Source organism: Marinomonas sp. KMM3893 (assembly GCF_004352855.1).
GTDB classification, from domain to species: Bacteria; Pseudomonadota; Gammaproteobacteria; order Pseudomonadales; family Marinomonadaceae; genus Marinomonas; species Marinomonas arenicola.
Map to the genome: position 1 here is coordinate 155,278 of NZ_SJSC01000004.1, position 19,338 is coordinate 174,615.

Here is a 19,338-nt window from a genome sequence, read left to right on the forward strand (position 1 = left end):
TATTTGATGATTACTTTAGAAGAGAAACCGAATGACAGAATTGTCTTACGCTGCAATTCGCCGTCGAAAAACGCGGATAAAAGCCGCATTAACAGGCGGTGTGGGTCTTGTTTTGTGCCTGATGTTTGTTTTATTTGGTCAAGCGACCAGCAACAACCAAACGCGCTCCAATACCTTGGCGATCAGCGGCCCATGGGAGTTCACCAGCCTTGAGCCCTCTAAGCAAGGGTATATTTATACGCGTATGAATATATTGGAAACCTTGCTAAACGTAGACACGAAAGGCGCGCTTATTCCGGGCCTTGCGCGGACTTGGCAAAGCAGCGCCGATGAAAAAACCTGGACCCTAACGCTACAGCCAAATGTGCTATTTCAAGATGGTTCGCCACTGAATGCCAGCGCCGTTGTCAGTGCATTACGCATTGCTCAGGGCAAACATGGTGTGCTGAAGAAAGCGCCGATCAAAGCAATACGCGTGAAAAACCCACAACAAGTCGAGATGGTATTAAGCCAGCCGCACACCGTATTGCCTGCGTTATTGGCCCATTACTCCACGGCGATTCTGGCACCAAGTGCCTACAACCAAGAAGGCGTTGTCAGCCGTTTAATTGGCTCAGGCGCCTATCAACTGGATACCTTTGCGCCGCCGCACAAGCTGACGGTAAAAGCCAACCCAACTTACTGGGGAGTGAAGCCAAGCATTGAGTATGCTCAGTATCTGACGGGGCACCGTGCTGAAAGCCGTATTTTGCAAGCCAAATCTGGCGAAGCGGACATAGTGTATACCCTAGACGCCGCCATGCTTGAGCAATTAAGCCGCGCCGATAACGTGGTGGTCCATTCCGACGCAATTCCAAGAACCTTGTTGCTAAAACTGAATGCAGGTCATCCATTTTTAGGTTCTGTAGAAGCGCGCCAAGCCTTGAGTTTGGCGATCAATCGTCCTGCCATTGCTGAGCAAGTTTTGCATGTGGCGGAAGCGGCCAGCGATCAGATCTTTGCGTCTTCTATGGGCGCTTGGTACTTAGATCAGCCACAGGAAAACTACAGCCTAGAAAAAGCGGCCAGTTTATTGGCTGGATTAGGTTGGCAAAAAGACGACCAAGGTTGGCTGGTCCGAGACGGCAAGCGTTTTCAATTAACCTTGACCACCTACGCGGATCGACCAGAACTGACGACGGTTTCTACCGCATTGCAAGACCAATGGAAGCGCCTTGGGGTGGATCTAAAAGTCGATGTCACCAACTCCAGTATGATTCCATCACGCCATGCGGACAACACCCTAGAAGTGGCGTTAATCGCTCGAAACTTAGGCGTTATTGCTGACCCTGTGTCCTTGATCGCCAACGAATACACCCAAGGTGGTGGCGATTGGGGGGCGATGAACTGGCACAGCACACAAGTGGATCAAGCGCTAGAGCGGCTTACTACCCAAAGCGACCCTGTGCAAGCTAAGCGCGATGCACAGCTTGTGGCCACCGCGATCTATCAGGAAAAGCCGGTGATTTCTGTGGCCAATTACCAACAGCATAACGCGGTCAATACGCGGATAAAGGGCTATCAATTTGACCCTTTCCTACGTGATTACTTTATTAACAAGATGGAGCTGGTCGACCATGTGGACGCTCATTAAACACCGAATTTTTCAATTGATATTGGTTGTCTGGGGTGTCGGCACATTGACCTTTGTGTTGATGCGCAGCCTGCCAGGGGACATGGCCTATCGCATCGCCGCGAGCCGCTACGGTCAAGACAGTGTGGATTCTGACGCCGCCGAACTGGTGCGCCAAGAGTTAGGACTGGACGCCAGCTGGTGGCAAAGTTACCTCCATTGGCTTGTGGATTTAATGCAATTTAACCTAGGGGCCTCCTTGGTCAGTGGCTTGCCGGTGATCGAAACCGTCCAACACCAATTGGGTCATTCTGTGTTGTTGGCCTTTACCAGTGTGCTGCTTGCGTCCTTGATCGCGATTCTCGTCGGTGTGTTGTCGGCGTTTCGCCAAGGCACGCTAGACCACAGCTTTTTGTGGTTATCGACCTTGCTGCGCTCCATGCCAGTGTTTGTCATCGGCCTTATGCTGATTTTGGTCTTCGCAGTGGCTTGGCCGATCTTGCCCGTCGCAGGCTTTGGTACTTGGCAACATTTGGTGCTGCCGACCGTGGCGCTGGCCTTGAGCCTTGCCGCTGTGTCTAACCGAGTGGTGCGCAACAACACACTAAAAGTCATTCGCGCGCCGTTTTATCAATTTGCTGCGATCAAAGGCTTGTCACCGTCACAAACCTTTGTTCAGCATGGCATTCGTAATATTTCTGTCCCTGTCATTGTCTTTATCGGCATTCAATTGGTGACGGTTATTGAAGGCATTGTGATGATCGAATCTTTGTTTTCGTGGCCGGGTATTGGCCATGGTTTGGCGCACGCCATCTTTGCCCGTGATATTCCTGTGATCCAAGGTTGTGCCCTGATGATGGGAGTCTTGTTTGTGTTGCTCAATACCTGTGTGGATTTACTTTGTCACTGGATTGACCCAAGAGGAGCCCAAGCATGATGGCACAACTTAACATCAACCAAAAAATAGGGGTGGGCTTGTTACTTGGCTTGTTATTGGTCGCAAGCGGCATTGTGCAATGGTCTCCTTACCACATTGCCGATCAAGACTTATCGGGCCGATTATTAGCCCCCAGTGCCGAGCATTGGTTAGGCACGGACCACTTTGGTCGTGACATGCTAACGCGCATCGCCAGTGCGATTCAGTTGTCGTTTGTATTGAGCTTTTTCTGCGTGCTGACCTCGGCCACATTAGGCGTGTCTTTGGGTGTGATCACCGCATGGAAGGGCGGTCGTTTGGCGCAAGGTATGGACGTGATCGTAAATATCTTGTTGGCATTGCCAGGCTTGGTCTTGGTGCTGCTGTTTGCCGCTATCGTGCCAGGCTCTTTGCTGGTGCTGTATTTGGCGATCACCTTAACCCAGTGGGTTGAGTACTTTCGTGTGTCGCGGGCGATTACCCATACCATTATCAACAGCCCAGCACGTCAGCTTTCTGAGATGATGGGCTTTGGTCCTTGGTATCAGTTCCGCCGTCATATTTGGCCAGAGCTGACCCATTCTATTTTGACCCTTGCCTCGTTTGGCGGCGCCAATGCGATCTTAACCATGGCGTCACTTGGCTTTGTTTATGTGGGCATTCAGCCGCCGTTGGCAGAGCTGGGTCTGATGAGTGTCGAGCTGTTTCCCTATTATGCTCAAGCACCGTGGATTCTCGTGCAGCCATTGCTCGCGATTGCGACCTTGGTTTTTGGCTTTCACCTTCTAGCAGGAAATAAACATGACAGCGCTCATTAAGGTCCAAGAGTTAACCATCCATTACCAAGAAAAATGCTTGGTCAATAAGGTGTCTTTTAGCGTTGAAAAAGGCCGTCCGTTAACCATTCTTGGGCAAACCGGCTCAGGCAAAACCTTGGTCGCCAAGGCCATCATGGGTCTATTGCCTAAGGGGCTAGACGCCAGCGGTGTGGTGGAGGTGTTTGGTAAACCCGTGGTGGCTCAGTCTCGCTCTAGCTTGTGGGGCAAAAGCATCACCATGTTGCCCCAAGAGCCCTGGCATTCCCTTGACCCGCTGATGGCAAATTACCAGCAAGTATCAGAAGTGTACGAGTCAGTGAAGGGCGAAGATGGCGAGACGGCGTTTCATCACGCCATCGCCGATTTAGATCATCTCGGCCTAAAAGACAGTGCTTTGAAGCGCCCGACCGAATTGTCTGGTGGCATGGCTCAGCGTTTGGCGATTGCCAGTGCCACCGCTGGGGGCGCTAATTTGCTGATTGCCGACGAGCCAACCAAAGGGCTAGACAGCAGTCGTCGCGATGACATCATCCAATTGCTGAAAAAAAGCGCCCAAGGGGGCAGCTTGCTGACCATTACCCATGACATCGATGTGGCGGAACAATTGGGTGGCGACATCTTGGTGATTAAAGATGGCGACATGATAGAAGCGGGCAGCGCCGAGTCTGTGTTAACCAATCCACAGGCTGAGTACACCAAGGAGCTGATCTATGCAGCGCCAGAATATTGGCAGCTAGAACCTGCTCCTGTGGCCGAGCGCAGCGCCATTTTGCAAGTGTCGGATTTGACCATAGGGCGTGGCAAAAATGTCTTGTCGTCTGGCTTGAATTTAACTTGTCATGGCGGTGAAATTATAGGTGTTGTGGGCGACAGTGGCTGTGGTAAAAGCACCTTTGGTGACACGCTCTTAGGCTTGTTGCCACCGCTGAAAGGCGCGATAACCCCCTTGCTAGAGGGCACCAAGCCGCACCAGTGGTTGAAGTTGTTTCAAGATCCACCATCGAGCTTAAGCGCCCATGTGACGCTGCAAACCTTGTTGAACGACTTGGTGAAACTGCACAAGCTGGATACCAAGAAAATAGCGCCGTTAATGAAAAAGCTAAATCTGCCTGAGTCTATCTTACAGCGCTCTGCCAAAGACGTGTCTGGCGGTGAATTGCAGCGATTTTCGATCTTACGGGCTTTATTGTTGGAGCCGGTGTTTTTGTTTGCTGACGAGCCAACCTCACGCTTGGACCCCTTTATCGCCAAAGAAATCACCGAGTTGCTTATTGCGCTCGCAAGGGAGCAGGGCTGTGCCTTATTGATCGTCAGCCATGACCCAGCGCTGATCGACAAATGTTGCGACACAGTGATCCGGTTGGATCAGCAAAAGCAAACGAATGTTGCTTAGTCGCTGAGTTAAAAACGCGCATAACAAGCACGCGTGAGGTTAACGAACGAGGCTAACGAAAGAGGTTAGTGAAAGGGGGGCTAAAAGCAGAATGACCGTGGTGAATCTTGGTTCATCACGGTCATTGTATAGTGCAAGGCAACAAAGGCAGAAGCGTAATCGGTCACGTTAACCGTATGCAGCTGCGCAATAAAAGGCGGATTAGTGCTTAAGGCGAGTGCCGTAGCGCACCAAGTCTTTACCGGTTTCAAAGACTTCAACGCTGATCCAGCGGGCCAAAAGCAATTTTTGCTGCTCATCAAAGACAGCAACAAAGTGGCGGCCGTCTGAATTATTGGTGGCCATGCCTACCCCAGCAACGCCTTCCAAACCAAGGGCGCCGGTTTCTACACTCAGTAGAAAACGCTCAAGTTCGACTAAATTGGTGATTACTTCCTGATCGTCATTCATGTTAAAACTCTTTGTCTTTGTGCTTCGCAACGAAGCAACGAGGTTACAGATAGAATGCCGCTATTTTATAGAGAGTGACCGAAAACATAAACCTCCCAAACGAACTAATCAGGCGGCAACAAGGGCGTGAGGCAGACGGCACTGGGCCTATTTGATTTGTGTTTTGGAAATCAATGGGGGACTCTAGTGGTTCTATTCAGGCGTTATTTAATAGGGCAGTACGATGTTTACACCATCCAAAATTCGATTAGAGCCAACACCGCCTAGCCTTAGCGAGGTGGATCTCTCGCAATGCTTTGTCAGCAAAAAGCACTATAAAAAGGCACTCAAGCATTTGCAAAAACGCATGCTCGCCGTGCAACAAGCTTATTATCACCAAGGCTTGAGGGCGATTATTTGTGTCGAAGGCTGGGACGCAAGCGGAAAAGGCGGTGCCATTAGGCGCTTAACCGAGCGGCTTGACCCTCGTGGTTACACTGTGTTTCCGATTGCTGCACCGACCGCGTCTGAGCAGGGTAAGCACTACTTGTATCGCTTTCAATCGCGCTTGCCGGCGCCTGGCAACATCGCCATTTTCGATCGCTCCTATTATGGGCGAGTGCTGGTGGAGCGCATCGAACAATTCGCCACCGAACAAGAATGGCAAAGAGCCTACCAAGAAATAAACGAATTTGAGCGAATGCTAAGCGACGACGGTGTAAGGATCATCAAGCTGTTTGTCCACATCGATAAACAAGAGCAACTCACACGCTTTGCGGCACGATTAAGTAACCCGAAAAAACGCTGGAAACTCACCGACGAAGACATTCGTAATCGGGAAAAATGGTCAGAGTACGAAGTCGCCATCAACGACATGTTTGCTTACACCTCAGAGGTGGATCGCCCGTGGACGCTAATTGCTGGGAATTATAAATGGTTCGCACGGGTGCAGTTTTTAACCGCCGTGGTAGAAGGGTTGGAAAAAGACGTGGATTTAACCTTACCGCCCATCGACCCAGCGTTGGTTAAACTGGTGAATGAAGAATTGAATAAAACAGGCGAAAAGCCCTAACGTCTCTGAATAGGCTTTGTTTTGTTTGCATCGGTAGACAAGAGTCGCCAACGTCGAAACAGGCAGTTTTACTTATTTTGTGACATTTTTTAGGCTATTTCCTGTCTACAACAAAGCATTGATATGCGATAGTAACAAACACGATATTGCGACAAGGAAGACGTTGATTCACAAGACAATGCTGTGATGATGACGGTTTAAGTGAAATAGGGCCTAAATGCTGGCCTAGAAAAGTGAACCAAGGAGCGGTCAGTTTGCAGTCGAATACTACCCTTACGTTTTACAATCAAAATGCACAAGACTTCACCGACTCAACCATACGCGTTGATATGTCGGCCTTGTATCGTGAATTTTTGCCGACGATTACCCCAAACGGCCACATCTTAGACGCTGGTTGTGGCTCCGCCCGTGATGCCGCCTATTTCAAGCAACAAGGTTTTACCGTGAGCGCCTTTGACGCCAGCGAAGAGCTGGCGGCCTTAGCCAGCCAATATCTGCAACAAACCGTCGAAGTAAGCACTTTTCAACAACTGAACAGAGTCAATCAATACGATGGCATCTGGTGTTGCGCCAGCTTACTCCACGTACCGAAAAACGAACTCCCTAACGTCTTTATCAGACTGCAAAACGCCTTAAAGCCAAATGGCGTCTTATATGTGTCGTTTAAATACGGAACGACAGAGCGTGTCGATAATGGCCGCGAATTTACTGATTTAAACGAAACTGCTTTAACCAGTTTGATCGATGCGTGCCCGCAGCTAAACCTAATAAAGCATTGGCAAAGTGCCGATCAGCGCCCTGGTCGAGAAAGCGAATCTTGGTTAAATGCCTTGATCAAAGCGGTGCCAGAACGATGATGGGCGCCATGCAGCAGCAACTCGACTTTATCGCTTATATACAGCGCATGCTGGTGGAAGGGGATTTTAGTGCGACGTACAAGTTTGCTCTGTTGCACGCCATTGCTGATGTTTGCGTAGAACAAACGTCGTTATCGACGCCATCGCCCTTCATAGAGCAAGGCAAGCTCGCCATTAGCTTACCGACATTGGCGGATAAACTCCTCACTCTGTATTGGCATCACGCCATGCCGTTTTCAGCGGAGCATACAGGGGAGAGCGCATTGCTAAAACAGAACACAGGCGCGCAATCCAAAGTGATTAGCGTGTTGTTTGAGTGCCAACAAAACAACATACGCACCATGCGACAGCTCAAGCAAAGCCCGCACTATAAAGCCGCTTTTAGCGCGGCAATGAGCACACTAAAAACAGGCCCGCTGTGGCGTTTGCAAATACTCGCCAGACAAGAAGAATGCTTTTTATACCCTCATGAACTTTTTGGTGTGGGCAAAGAGCCGAAAAGCATCGTTTTGAATACTGGCATTGCCCAGTGCTTTCGTCGCTTTTACGATCTTGTTGTCTATCTTGCGAGAAACGCATGGTTGCAAAAAATCCAAAGTATTAAACACAACCAAGTGTTAATCGGCCGCCAAAGCCAGCTACAAGAGTTTCTATTTGGCGTGGATCGTAACGCTCTAACGAAAGCCAAACCTGTATTGATCGATCTGCAAGCCAATCAATGCTTTTACTGCCGAAAACCAATGAAAAGCGACGTAGAAGTGGATCACTTTATTCCTTTTTCCCGCTACGCCAACGACCTTGGTCACAACTTTGTTGCCGCTCATCGTACCTGCAATAACAACAAGCGTGACTTTCTTGCTGCGCCAATGCACCGCACCCGTTGGCAAGAACAGAACCTAGTGACTCATAACCAAATCATCAGCAATGAACTTAGTGACTATTTTCATTGCGATGTAGACACCTCACTCGCCGTTAGCAACTGGGCGTATCAGGTCGCGGAATCCAGTAACGCCAAACTCTGGCTTGGAATAAATGAATTTGAAGAAGCAGTGGCAGTGCAACAAGAACGTGAGCTGGTTGGATTAGTGGCAGAAGAACCTGCTGGGTATGAGGTTTAGGTCATATCGTAGACGTAGATCTTGCTCACCCGAAGAGCGCAAAGTTTAATTTTTAAGTCATTCTTTAGATGTAAGTTTTTATATGGTTTTGTTTGAGATGCGAATGAATTTTTAAAAACTCTATTCGAGTTTGCTTGGCTGCTGGCGAAAACCAAGGGGCGGCTGTCGGCAGGTTGTTGCAGTTTTAGCTTTGTATTACCACGGCGCACCTGAGGATCATGTTGTGTCCTCAAATTAAAAATTGATATAAGCGTAAGCTCCGACCGTGGCGAAGTTAAGCCTTCATGCAAATGATCGCTCATTAATTTATAGTTTTTGAGTGTAATCCATTGATAATGGGATGTGTTGTTAGGTATGTTTTTCTGAATTTAGGTGGGAGTTTACCTCTCACTTTCAATTCTATATGCATAGCCTACTGAGGGCAGATTATCTAAATCTATAGTTTTTATATGTTTATTGTTAGTGGATTTATAGTAAAATAAATTTTATTAATCTATGGTTTTTATAGACTTATTATATGGGTTTAATTTATGAAAGAGCCTTTTTCAAATCAAGCAACACCTAAGTATTTAGGATTCGTTTACCAAGTACTTATTGCTTTAGAACAATGCTTTATTGCAAAAAAAAATCAAACTATATGGCTCGAATGTTTTGGCGATATTTATGATGGAACCAAGTCGATAGAAGTAAAACATCATTTTCCAGACGGTAACCTTACGAGTAACTCAGTTGATTTTTGGAAAACCCTAAAAAACATAGTTATTGAAGATACTAGTGATATGGGTGAGTTCATTCTTCATACAACACAAAAGATTCCAATAGATAGTATCTTTTATAATTGGAATTCATTAACTCCAGCAAAAAAGTATGCGTTACTGAAAAATCATAAGCCATCAGATGGCACCTTAACTTATTACTCAGAAATCATGACAGAAAAAAAGGAAGATTTACTTTCCATACTTGAGGTATTTGTAATCAATAGCTCTCAAACAAAAGTTGAAGACTTTTGGGGCGAGCTGTCTAGTCATCGCTACCTTCAGTCTATCCATCCAGACTATCGAGAGGATGCTGTTAAATGGCTACATGGATATATCAACTTAAAAGCTGTTGGGAACCCATATTGTTGGCATATAAATATAAATGACTTTGATGATGATTTTCGAATATATTGTGAAAAATTCAAGATGAATAAAATACCATTTCCAAATAAGAATACAGAAAGTATCAATAAAGGTGCTGCTGATTCATTTAGTTTTTTATCTGAGTTAAAAGATATCGGTGTGAAGAGTCGAGCAAGGTCAGTAGCTGTTTCAGACTATCTAAGAGCAATATCCAGTGAACTCGAGTTATTACAGAAAAGACCGGCTCTGATGAAAGCTGCGATGACAAAGTTTGAAGAAGACGTAAAAAGACAGTGTTATCAACATAAAGATGCAGAAGTAGGGAGTTTAGGGGAGAACGACCTTGGCAATGAATCGGCGAACCTATCTTCACTTAATGCTTATAATTCATTTCAGAAGAGTAGTGTAATTAATATAGAGCATGTGGCTGATACTGAGCATTATTTTATGACAGGAAAAGCAAGTCATAGTATCGAAATGGAACTTTTTACATGGAAATATACGAAGGAAGACGTTGAATGATAAATACCAGTAAACTAACAAACCTACTTTATTCCCCTGAATTTGTTGCTCGTTTACTGCACCGATTTATTTCAGGTTCTCAAGCTGTCAATAATAATGGGATAAAATACGAGTTAATCTACCTTTTGCTGCCAGTTATTATGAATGATACGTTGAGGAAGTCCCTAGAAAAAGCTAGTAAAGCAAGTACTTTTGATAATTTAATTCTGAGTGAATCAAATAAATTTGAAATACATTACTTGGATGAATTTGTTGAAAATATGCGAGACTTTACTAATGGTGGATTAATTTTTCTCTCCTCTTATGCAAATATAAATATAGGATCTTACCTAAAGACGGATGAGTTAGTAGATTTTAAATCTGAAGATAAAATACTAAAAGAATTCTATCGGGCAGCTTACTATCTAGGGTTGTTGTTATCGAAAGAAACGCACTTGAACGTGTTTTTGAAGACAAAGGTTAAGTACATATGAAAGCAATAATAAGTGACATTGTTCTATTCTCTGAATCAGGTGAAAAAAGGCATCTCACCTTTGATAATGGGCTTAATATCATAACAGGTGACTCAAAAACAGGTAAAAGTGCTTTAATAGAGATTGTTGATTTTTGTTTGTTCTCAAAGAGATCCACTATCCCTGTAGGAAAAGTAACTGACTGGACAAATATATTTTCTGTTGTTTATAAAATAGGGGGCAAACAGCTAATTATTGCTCGTCCAATTAAAGATTTAAACAAATGTTACTTTTCAGTCGAGACTAACTTCGATATAGAAAATAAATTCAATTTGGATTACCTCAATTCGCTTACAATCAAAGATATTAAGCAAGCACAACTTAACTTTGAACAACACTTAGGTTTATCAGTTACAACTACAAGGGAAACTGATGAACAACGTCGCCAAACAGGTTCAAAAGCCACCATTCGTGATGCGGCATCGATTATGTTTCAACATCAAAATTTAGTGGCAAATAAACACAGTATATTCTATCGTTTTGACGATTTCTATAAACGAGCTAAGGCTGTATCAGATTTTCCAATACATTTAGGTTGGGCTGACGGTGAATATTTCGCATTAAAAAGAGAGCAAGATCGACTTTTAAAAGTACTTAAAAAAAATAAAAAACAGAGCGTCAGCTTAAAAATTGATAAAGAGAATAAAGTTCAGAAATTAGAAAGGCCAATTAAGCTTTATTTTAATTCTTTAGGTATGCAACTTGAAGAAACTAATATTAAGTTGTCAAAGCTAATGAAAATAGCGAATAACTTACCCGAAGTCCCAGAAAATGCCTATGAAAATAGTGATTTAGGAAGGCAGCTAGCCAAACTTAAAGTTGAACAAAAAAATTATAGAAAAAAATTGTATGATACTAATGAATTAATTGCCAAGGTTGGTGAAAATTCAGGAGATGCACAAGAATATAGTAATTCTATACAGAAACTTCTGGAACTCTCAAATATTGAAAACCAACCTGCAGAGGTGATTTCTTGTCCTTTGTGTAATACCGATTCCTTAGAGATAAACGCGATAGTTAAGGAAGTTCAATTATCTAGAAACACATTAATAGATGAACTTTCAAAAGTAGGGGTGTTCAAACAAGATAATTCAGAGCTTTTATCAGACTTAATGAAACAACGTGATGAATTTAAAAAAGAAATAAGACTATTGACTAGACAGATTAATGATATTAAAAAGTCAATTGGTATAAGTGATGATGACTCATTGAAGGCAAGATTATATACTTTAAAAGGACGAATTGAAGCAAGCTTAGAACAGATCTTAGAAGAAGAAACTCCAAAGAAAGAGAACAAACCAACAGACGACATCACAGCTAGGCTATCTGAAGTTGAAGATTTGATAGCTGGCTATGATTTAAAAAGTAAAATTGAAGAAGCAAATGTATTTATTAATAAGACAATGAATACGTTAAAAGGAAAACTCGACTTCGAAGAGGAGTTAAAACAAGGTGAGATGAAGTTTGATCTTGCAACGTTCAACTTTTACTACCTTCATAAAAGCAAGAAAATACATTTATCAGAGATGGGCAGTGGGGCCAATTGGCTAGCTTGTCATTTATGTTTGTTTTTAGCGTTACTTAAACTCACTGTTCGAGAAAATTCCTCAATTCCTGCGATTCTCTTTTTGGATCAACCTAGTCAAGTCTATTTTCCAAAAGTTCGAAGAGTCTTTTCGTCTTCAAATAAAGAAGAGCTACTTACTGATAATGATGCAGGTAAGGTTGATGAAAATATTATTCAAGTCATTAATATTTTTACTGTGATTAATGGATTCTTGAATGAGTTAACTAATGATGAAAATATCAATTTTAAACCGCAAGTAATAGTTCTTGAACATGCGGATGAGCCTGAACTGGATAGATTTATTCGTGAGCGATGGACTACGAAGGGAAAAAAACTAATCTAATGGATTGTGATAAAAATATGTGGTTTTAATGTGTTGGGTGTAGATTTAAGTTGTTGTGGAGTTTTTTTCAATAACTTAAATTTATTTTATTATGAAGAGTATGTTGTAAAATTTTAAATTTTCTAATGGTTATTTTTATAGTTTTTAAGAGATTTTAACTTATTATATTTATGTGTTGATAAATTCTCTTTAATTGATTTTAAGATGTATTTTATATTGAACTAATTAAATATTTATTGTTGTTAAAGTATAAGTTTGTTAGCCGCATTTCTTGTCCAAAAATGATAGCGTAATTCTGGCTGATCATAGAGTTTATAATTTTCAGTGACTTCACTGTAGTTTTATACTTCATTTGTGAAATAATTCTTTCGAATATTGTATAAATGGGTTGGCCAATCTTAATTAAATAAGACTTAGTTTTGACTTTTCTAGGCATGGGTTAATTTCATATTAAATTCCTTTTAACGAATTAAACACAAATTATCACCCAACTGCTAATTTCCCTGCCTCATGCCACATTTCGCTTGGCATGGGACTGGTGAGTTGCCACGTTATGTTCATTGGCTGGCTGCCGTTGTGGCTTTGATATTTCACCTCGCCGTAGTTTACAAATCCCATGGTTCGGCCGTTTTCGTCTTTGCCTTGTTCTCGTACAAATAACAGTATCGTTTTGCCTGTTTGGCGGTGCTGAATGTAGCTTAGACCTCGGCCGTGTTCTGGGCGGGCGCTGTTTTGTGTCTGCCAGTGGAACAGTTCTGGGCTGATGGCATAGTCGTGATAAAGGGTCGTGGGCGAATAGGTTTTTTCACACTTATTGAGTGTTACAAATAACAGCTCTAGGTTCTGGTCTTTAAATTCTAAAACCCCTTCGCGGGCAGTCGATTTTCTATTAAAGGTGTGTGCGCCAAACGCTGCGAGGATTTGTTGGCGCGTGTAGCGGCTGTGTAATTTGATCGCGTGATGTGGCAAACAGGCAAGGTTGCTTTCTTGCTGATGAATTCGCTGAATGAGCAAGCTGATAACTTGTTCCAATTCCTGTTGGAGCGCTGGGTGGATGAGTGCTTGTAAGCTTTTCTCAAGGCTGTCGAACCCCAGTGACTTTCCTGTGTTGTCCCAGAAATTGTAATGCGCCATTAAGGCAAACTGTCGGTTTTGAGAAGAATGAACAAAGCGGAAATCGTTCCGACATAGATCAAGTAGAAACTGCAAATAGCTCAAGGAGTCACAGCCTAGTAGTTGCGTGTTGATGGCTCGGTAATACGCCGCATAAATGTCGGCTTGCTCAGTGGGAATATCGTCGCCTTTTAACCAATGCCAGCCGCCGAGTTTTTGTGCTTTGGGTTTGTAAATGTCCTCAAGGCTAACGTGCGGGTTGATGCGCAAAAAATTGGTTAGCGTTAACGTTTCGTTAGTGTGCTGTGGGTAAGCTTGAATAAGTTGTTGTAAGCGTCTCTTGCTGTTAATGGCCTGTTGAATATTACGCAAAATGGTCTTTTGGGTTTGCGCTTGCAGCTCGATTCGACAACCCAGCGGTAGGTGAGGGAAGTTGTGCTCGATCTCGGTTTTTATCGATTGGTTGCTTTTGCCGATAAGAGCGCGAAACTTGCTGGCAAAATCGTACTCAGCACGGGCATTGCCAACAAAATCGAGTACCGTGCAGCACTGCTTTGAATTCTCTGACCTGTTGACGTTTTCTGGCAAGCGAAGGCCACGGCCTAATTGCTGCAAAAAGAGCGTTAAGCTTTCTGTTGGTCGCAAGAACAATAGGGTATCCACTTCAGGGATATCGACCCCTTCGTTAAAAATATCCACCACGCAGAGTATTTGTATTTTACCTTGGCGTAACGCTTGCTGCTTTTGTACGCGGTCATTGGTATTTTTACTGGTGAGTACGTCGGCATGAATGCCTGCAAGATTAAACTTGGCAGCCATGAACTCGGCGTGTTTTTGGCTGACACAAAACGCCAGTGATTTAATGCGCTGAACATTGGTGACTGTATCGATCAGGCTGGTGATGATTTTTGTCGCGCGATGATTTTCCCCCGTATAAAGATTACTCAGTTCCGCAATGTCGTAGCGGCCATTGCGCCATGATACTTGGCTTAAATCTGTGTCGTCATCCAGCCCGAAATATTGGAATGGGCATAAATGGCGCTGATTAATGGCTTCTGGTAAGCGGATTTCTGCGGCGATCACACCACAAAAATCATCGAGGATATTCGCGCCGTCTTGGCGCTCTGGTGTAGCGGTTAAGCCGAGTAATATCTTAGGGGTAAAGTGCGACAAAACATCGCGATAGCTGCTCGCTGCGACGTGGTGTACTTCGTCGATGACGATGTAGTCGTAGTAATCGCTACTGAGCTTGAGTGAGGTGAGTTGTGTGTTTAGTGTCTGAATGGACGCAAACAGTTGGTTGTATCTTTGAGGTTGGTAGTTGCCGACCCATAATTCACCAAAGTCATTGTTTTTGAGTACGCCACGATAAGCGCTTTGTGCTTGTTTGAGGATTTCTTCACGATGGGCGATGAACAAAAAATTTGCATTGGGCTTGGTGTCGTACACGCGTTTAAAGTCGAACGCCGAGATGATGGTTTTTCCTGTGCCTGTGGCAGCAACCACAAGGTTTCTGAACCGCTTGTGTACATTTCGCTCGGCGCTGAGTTTTTCTAAGATAGCCAATTGATGGTTTTTGGGCGTGATATCAAAATAAAACTGGCTGCTTGATTGGCCAATCCCACGCTGTTCATTAAGCGAGTTTCTGAGTTTTTCTTTGCTCTCTGCTTCACCCGTGAAAAGCTCAAAATCGGGTGATTGCCAATAGGTTTCAAAGGTGCTTTTTGTTTTGGCAATGATGTGCGGGATTTCTTGTGCGGTGATTTTTAGGTTCCACTCAAGCCCACTGGTCAGTGCCGAATGGGATAAGTTAGACGACCCAATATAACCAGTATGAAACCCAGTGTTACGCATAAATAGATACGATTTTGCGTGTAGCCGTTCTTGCTGATTATTGTAGCTCAGCTTTACTTCTGTATTGGGTAGGCTGGCAAGAAACTCAACCGCTTTGGTGTCAGTAGCCCCCATGTATGAGGTGGTAATGACTTTGAGCTTATTGCCGCTTTTTGTAAACGCTTCAAGCTCATTTTTAAAGATGCGCAGCCCCGTCCATTTGATAAAGGAAACAAGCCAGTAAATCGTATCCGACGATTTGATTTCGCGCTTCAGTTCGGTTTCGAGGGAAATGCCGGCATTCGCGCCGCTAAATAATTCGCTTTGAGTTAACCCTGTGAGCGGGAAAATATCGCTGGAGTAGTCTTTAAGGTTGGCGGCAATAGGGTTTTCGGTATTAAACAGGGCGGTGAGTATGCGGCCTTGGCTGTCGATGAGGTTTTCACTGATCAGTTCATCGTCTTTTATGTGATCTTTAAGCCAAAGAACCAAGCCGTTGGCGAGGCTTATTTGCTCTTGTAATCGTTCGTTTGAATTGGGGATGGCGTCGATCGCATGGGCAACGAGTTTTCCTAAAAAGCGAGAAAGCCAAGTGGCGGCTTCAGCGGATTCTAATGCGCGCTCGCCCACGTAGAATTGCTCTCGATTTAGATTCTGCTCAATGACTTGCGTAATTAACTGTTCGTAAATGCCAACTTGTTCCATGAAACCGCTCCCTGTTTGAACGGTTAGTGTACTGAAAAGGCTATTGCAAACAAGTACTAATGGGAATGTGCCAATCCGCTTTGCGCATAGATATCGAGGTGGCTGTGTGGTTAACGTGGCGGTGCGCAGGATTCCCGTACAACGATTTCAATGTCCAGTGGTGAGCTTACATTATCAAACCGAGCAATTAGTAGGGATGAATACCAACATAGCGATCATTCTATGTTGGTATTTTTTATTATCTGAATAAGGTGACAGTTTGTTGAGTCACGATAGAATCATTGATAAATAGCCTCCAATCAGCGCAAGAACCGTTGTCAAAGCATAACTGACTGGATAAGGGACGGCGGCTACGGAGCTTTTTGATTCTTCGATGATAGCATTCAAACCTGGTGTGCTGTTTCTAGCTCCTGTTGTTGCACCATCTGCGATCACTGAATTTAATCCAAATAGTTTAATTGCAACCCAGAAGGCAATGAACGGCGGTATGAGTGCACCCGCGAGGCCAATAAGAGCAAGCCATAAAATAGTATCGCCACCTAGCGCTGAAATAACTTTAGGGCCAACATTGGCAGAGAGCACCGCGACAAATGCGTTGAGGCCAAAATCTTGTAAGAAGCTTCGTGCTCCTTCGTGAACGGGTCCACCAAATTCAGGATTGCGACTACGGAAATAGCTAACGCCAACTCCGGCCAGAATACAGCCAGCTGAAGTGCCTAACGCAAATGGAATTCCAGATACCGTAAAGGTGACTATGCCCACAAGGTAACCAACGAGCATCGCCAATGCGAGATAGAGTATTTCAGATTTCATCGTTGGTAGGATAGCGTGACCACCTAAATATTTAGCCGCTGCTTTGATTGATGCGTCTGGACCTGTAATACGTATAACGTCGCCGAAATGAAGCTCGCTTTTGGGGCCATAGGGTAGTTCATTCCCTGCGCGAAATAGCGCTTGGATGGATACCCCCCCCGTGCCATGGCTTGCAAGTTCTTTTAGTGTTTTACCAGATATTTCATGAGAGCCAATATGCACATCGGCCACTTCCATCGGGACGTTTCGTGCCAGTGGATTATCAGACTCTTCTCCGATTAATTCCCCTTCCTCAAGGATCAGGTCGTGTACATTTGCCCGTACTGTGATGATGTCACCCTTAGCAATGATCAGGTTTTCTTTTCGATCAATAACTTGGTTATCTCGAACGACTCGAAGGATGGGAACTTGTGGAAAATCCTTTGACAGTTGAGCTATTTTGCGCCCTATAAAACGGTCATGAGTAACGGTAAATGCACGTAGATCAAAAGGCGAGAATCCTATGGTTAGTGCACCTGAGGCACCAGGAACAGGATGGGTTGCACCACCGCTGTAGTCTGTCTCTGCCAGTTTTGCATCAACAACCGGATCGCGGCCAAAAATACGTGGCAGATAACGAATAAGCAAAATAATACCCACACTAGAAAGAACATAGCTAATAGCGTAAGCAGCGGCCATGTTGGCACCCACTTCTTCTATTGTTGTTCCAGTCTCTGGCACGTAGGCACCACTAGATAAGGCTCCTTGCCCTACACCGAGTATTGCTGTGATGGTATAACTACCAGAGATTAATCCCGTAGCATAACCAGGTGCTAGCCCGACAAATTTTGCGCCGAAGTAACAAATCACCCAATTTAAGGCCCAAACAATGACCCCTATTGCCACAAACGCTAACCCGCCTTTACGAAGCCCAGAAAAGAATTGAGGACCCACTTTTAGACCTAAGGCGTACATAAATAACAGCAGCATGAAGGACGATAAGATTCCCGGTATCGTATAGGTAATGCCATACAGCGCTTCGGCCATCATGGATAAAATGACTCCGACAAGTAAGGTTCCAGCAGTGGAGCCAAGTGAAATACCTTTGAACGTCCATTTCCCTATCAAGGTACCTAATGTCAGAGCTAAAAGAATAAATGCAATCGGTTGGTTCCCCAGTAGTTCAAAAAAACTTTGGAACCCCATTCCGGTGATGGATTCAATATTATCCATGGTTGAATCCAGGTTTTGCTGTGGAGTTCGGGATCGGATTGTGTGATAAATGATCAATGGCACGTTTGATTTCTTCAAGCAGAAGCTGAACAAGATCACGGCTGACGCCATGGCGTATCAATATACGCTGTACGACGGTCTCTTGGCGATTTTGAGGAAGCGGGTAAGATGCAATTTGCCATCCACGCATACGCACTCTTTCTGAGAGATCATACAGTGTAAACCCATGATCTTTATCGGTTAACTTGTAGGCAACGGCAGGTAGTCCGCCATGTCCATCGTAAACCATCTCGAATTGTTCTATTTTTGCAAGCTCTGCTCCTAACCATTGCGCTGTATCAGAGCAAGTTTGTTGAATAGCGGTATATCCTTCTCGTCCAAGTCGTAGAAAGTTATAGTACTGCGCGATAATTTCGCCGCCAGGTCGAGAGAAATTAAGAGCGAAGGTTGGCATGTTGCCACCTAAATAATCCACATTAAATATAAGTTCTTCTGGTAGGTCGGCTTTTGATGCCCAAATCGCCCAACCAACGCCAAGTGGGGCAAGACCGTATTTGTGCCCTGATGCATTGATTGATCGAACTCTTTCTATTTGGAAATCCCATATAATGTCTTGCTGTATGAAAGGGGCAACGAATCCCCCAGATGCGGCGTCAACATGAATAGGAATGTTTAACCCTAAATCACGCTCAATGGCATCCAATTCATGTGCTAAGGCTTCAACAGGTTCATAGATCCCGGTGAACGTTACACCTAAGGTTGCGACTACACCAATGGTGTTTTCGTCGCAGTATTTACGAAGGTCTTTGGGCTGTATTCCTAGCGCATCATCCTCTAGGGGAACCTCACGAATTTCCACGTCAAAATAGCGAGCAAATTTTTTCCAGCAAATCTGAACCGGACCGGTGACTATATTGGGTTTGCTGGTATCTTTACCTTCGGCTTCGCGGCGATTGCGCCATTTCCATTTAAGGGCAAGACCACCAAGCATAGCGGCTTCGCTTGATCCTGTTGTCGAACAACCAATGGTCTCCCAGGACTTTTGTGCATTCCACAATTCTGCAAGGATGTGCACGCATCTGTTTTCTATTTCAGCTGTTTGTGGGTATTCGTCTTTGTCTATCATGTTTTTATCGATGGCGTCAGTCATCAGCTGCTTAACTTCATCTTCTACCCAGGTGGTACAAAATGTCGCTAGATTTTGTCTTGCATTGCCATCGAGCAGTAATTCATCGCGCACCAAAGAGTAGGCGGCATGAGGCTCTGTTCCTTCATCTGGCATACGATATTTAGGAAGATGTCGTGTCGAGGCAGGCGTGGCGTATATGTCTTTTAGAGTGGATTGTTCGTCTAGTTTAACGTGATGAATGGGCATGATTCTT

The 19,338-nt window shown here is 44.4% G+C and carries 14 protein-coding genes; 10 read left to right on the forward strand and 4 right to left on the reverse strand.

The genetic code is table 11. From position 1 onward, the window contains the following. The first annotated feature begins 31 nt into the window (after positions 1 to 31). Genes E0D71_RS11600 through E0D71_RS11615 form a run of 4 tightly spaced genes read left to right on the forward strand, consistent with a single transcriptional unit; the run spans position 32 to position 4,739 of the window. On the forward strand, positions 32 to 1,633 hold the full coding sequence (locus E0D71_RS11600) for an ABC transporter substrate-binding protein (RefSeq protein ID WP_133003472.1): 1,602 nt from the start codon (positions 32 to 34) through the stop codon (positions 1,631 to 1,633). After that, entirely contained in the window at positions 1,617 to 2,549 is a 933-nt protein-coding gene (locus tag E0D71_RS11605) for an ABC transporter permease (RefSeq protein ID WP_133003473.1), read from the forward strand. Before E0D71_RS11600 ends, E0D71_RS11605 begins: the two co-directional genes overlap by 17 nt. Beyond that, complete coding sequence (locus E0D71_RS11610; RefSeq protein ID WP_133003474.1) at positions 2,546 to 3,346, forward strand: ABC transporter permease; 801 nt, start codon at positions 2,546 to 2,548, stop codon at positions 3,344 to 3,346. Before E0D71_RS11605 ends, E0D71_RS11610 begins: the two co-directional genes overlap by 4 nt. Further along, positions 3,330 to 4,739: an ATP-binding cassette domain-containing protein gene (locus E0D71_RS11615; protein WP_133003475.1), complete on the forward strand. Its 1,410-nt coding sequence runs from the start codon at positions 3,330 to 3,332 to the stop codon at positions 4,737 to 4,739. Before E0D71_RS11610 ends, E0D71_RS11615 begins: the two co-directional genes overlap by 17 nt. Before the next feature lie 201 nt (positions 4,740 to 4,940). On the opposite strand, the gene E0D71_RS11620 is transcribed toward E0D71_RS11615, so the two are convergent. Further along, complete coding sequence (locus tag E0D71_RS11620) at positions 4,941 to 5,189, reverse strand: hypothetical protein (RefSeq protein WP_133003476.1); 249 nt, start codon at positions 5,187 to 5,189, stop codon at positions 4,941 to 4,943. A gap of 223 nt (positions 5,190 to 5,412) precedes the next feature. Here E0D71_RS11620 and E0D71_RS11625 point away from each other — a divergent pair, with 223 nt between their 5' ends. From E0D71_RS11625 to E0D71_RS11650, 6 genes are all read left to right on the forward strand, one after another. Next, positions 5,413 to 6,240: a polyphosphate kinase gene (locus E0D71_RS11625; RefSeq protein WP_133003477.1), complete on the forward strand. Its 828-nt coding sequence runs from the start codon at positions 5,413 to 5,415 to the stop codon at positions 6,238 to 6,240. A 254-nt stretch (positions 6,241 to 6,494) separates the two neighbouring features. Then, positions 6,495 to 7,097, forward strand: a complete 603-nt coding sequence (locus E0D71_RS11630; RefSeq protein ID WP_207923385.1) for a class I SAM-dependent methyltransferase — start codon at positions 6,495 to 6,497, stop codon at positions 7,095 to 7,097. 8 nt (positions 7,098 to 7,105) lie between these two features. After that, positions 7,106 to 8,215, forward strand: a complete 1,110-nt coding sequence (locus E0D71_RS11635) for an HNH endonuclease (protein ID WP_207923386.1) — start codon at positions 7,106 to 7,108, stop codon at positions 8,213 to 8,215. A gap of 530 nt (positions 8,216 to 8,745) precedes the next feature. Continuing rightward, positions 8,746 to 9,858: a hypothetical protein gene (locus E0D71_RS11640; protein ID WP_133003478.1), complete on the forward strand. Its 1,113-nt coding sequence runs from the start codon at positions 8,746 to 8,748 to the stop codon at positions 9,856 to 9,858. Next, positions 9,855 to 10,331: a three component ABC system middle component gene (locus E0D71_RS11645; protein WP_133003479.1), complete on the forward strand. Its 477-nt coding sequence runs from the start codon at positions 9,855 to 9,857 to the stop codon at positions 10,329 to 10,331. Before E0D71_RS11640 ends, E0D71_RS11645 begins: the two co-directional genes overlap by 4 nt. After that, positions 10,328 to 12,280 (forward strand): DUF3732 domain-containing protein, encoded by a 1,953-nt coding sequence (locus E0D71_RS11650; RefSeq protein WP_133003480.1) that lies wholly within the window; start codon positions 10,328 to 10,330, stop codon positions 12,278 to 12,280. The genes E0D71_RS11645 and E0D71_RS11650 overlap by 4 nt, the downstream gene beginning before the upstream one ends. A 483-nt stretch (positions 12,281 to 12,763) precedes the next feature. Here the strand turns inward: E0D71_RS11650 and E0D71_RS11655 are convergent, their stop codons facing one another. From E0D71_RS11655 to E0D71_RS11665, 3 genes are all read right to left on the reverse strand, one after another. Further along, a complete protein-coding gene (locus E0D71_RS11655) occupies positions 12,764 to 15,931 on the reverse strand; it encodes a DEAD/DEAH box helicase (protein WP_133003481.1) in 3,168 nt (1,055 codons plus the stop codon). 267 nt (positions 15,932 to 16,198) lie between these two features. Further along, a complete protein-coding gene (locus tag E0D71_RS11660; RefSeq protein ID WP_243712027.1) occupies positions 16,199 to 17,956 on the reverse strand; it encodes a TrkA C-terminal domain-containing protein in 1,758 nt (585 codons plus the stop codon). Next, positions 17,949 to 19,331 carry a glutamate decarboxylase gene (locus E0D71_RS11665; protein WP_133003483.1) on the reverse strand — a complete coding sequence of 461 codons (1,383 nt, stop codon included), beginning with the start codon at positions 19,329 to 19,331 and terminating at the stop codon, positions 17,949 to 17,951. Before E0D71_RS11665 ends, E0D71_RS11660 begins: the two co-directional genes overlap by 8 nt. Positions 19,332 to 19,338 lie beyond the last annotated feature (7 nt).

What these genes read in the sequence shown, in the direction of transcription:
- E0D71_RS11600 (WP_133003472.1), top strand. Translation starts at nt 32, where the DNA reads ATGACAGAATTGTCTTACGCTGCAATTCGCCGTCGAAAAACGCGGATA.
- E0D71_RS11605 (WP_133003473.1), top strand. Translation starts at nt 1,617, where the DNA reads ATGTGGACGCTCATTAAACACCGAATTTTTCAATTGATATTGGTTGTC.
- E0D71_RS11610 (WP_133003474.1), top strand. Translation starts at nt 2,546, where the DNA reads ATGATGGCACAACTTAACATCAACCAAAAAATAGGGGTGGGCTTGTTA.
- E0D71_RS11615 (WP_133003475.1), top strand. Translation starts at nt 3,330, where the DNA reads ATGACAGCGCTCATTAAGGTCCAAGAGTTAACCATCCATTACCAAGAA.
- E0D71_RS11620 (WP_133003476.1), bottom strand. Translation starts at nt 5,189, where the DNA reads ATGAATGACGATCAGGAAGTAATCACCAATTTAGTCGAACTTGAGCGT.
- E0D71_RS11625 (WP_133003477.1), top strand. Translation starts at nt 5,413, where the DNA reads ATGTTTACACCATCCAAAATTCGATTAGAGCCAACACCGCCTAGCCTT.
- E0D71_RS11635 (WP_207923386.1), top strand. Translation starts at nt 7,106, where the DNA reads ATGCAGCAGCAACTCGACTTTATCGCTTATATACAGCGCATGCTGGTG.
- E0D71_RS11640 (WP_133003478.1), top strand. Translation starts at nt 8,746, where the DNA reads ATGAAAGAGCCTTTTTCAAATCAAGCAACACCTAAGTATTTAGGATTC.
- E0D71_RS11645 (WP_133003479.1), top strand. Translation starts at nt 9,855, where the DNA reads ATGATAAATACCAGTAAACTAACAAACCTACTTTATTCCCCTGAATTT.
- E0D71_RS11650 (WP_133003480.1), top strand. Translation starts at nt 10,328, where the DNA reads ATGAAAGCAATAATAAGTGACATTGTTCTATTCTCTGAATCAGGTGAA.
- E0D71_RS11655 (WP_133003481.1), bottom strand. Translation starts at nt 15,931, where the DNA reads ATGGAACAAGTTGGCATTTACGAACAGTTAATTACGCAAGTCATTGAG.
- E0D71_RS11660 (WP_243712027.1), bottom strand. Translation starts at nt 17,956, where the DNA reads ATGGATAATATTGAATCCATCACCGGAATGGGGTTCCAAAGTTTTTTT.
- E0D71_RS11665 (WP_133003483.1), bottom strand. Translation starts at nt 19,331, where the DNA reads ATGCCCATTCATCACGTTAAACTAGACGAACAATCCACTCTAAAAGAC.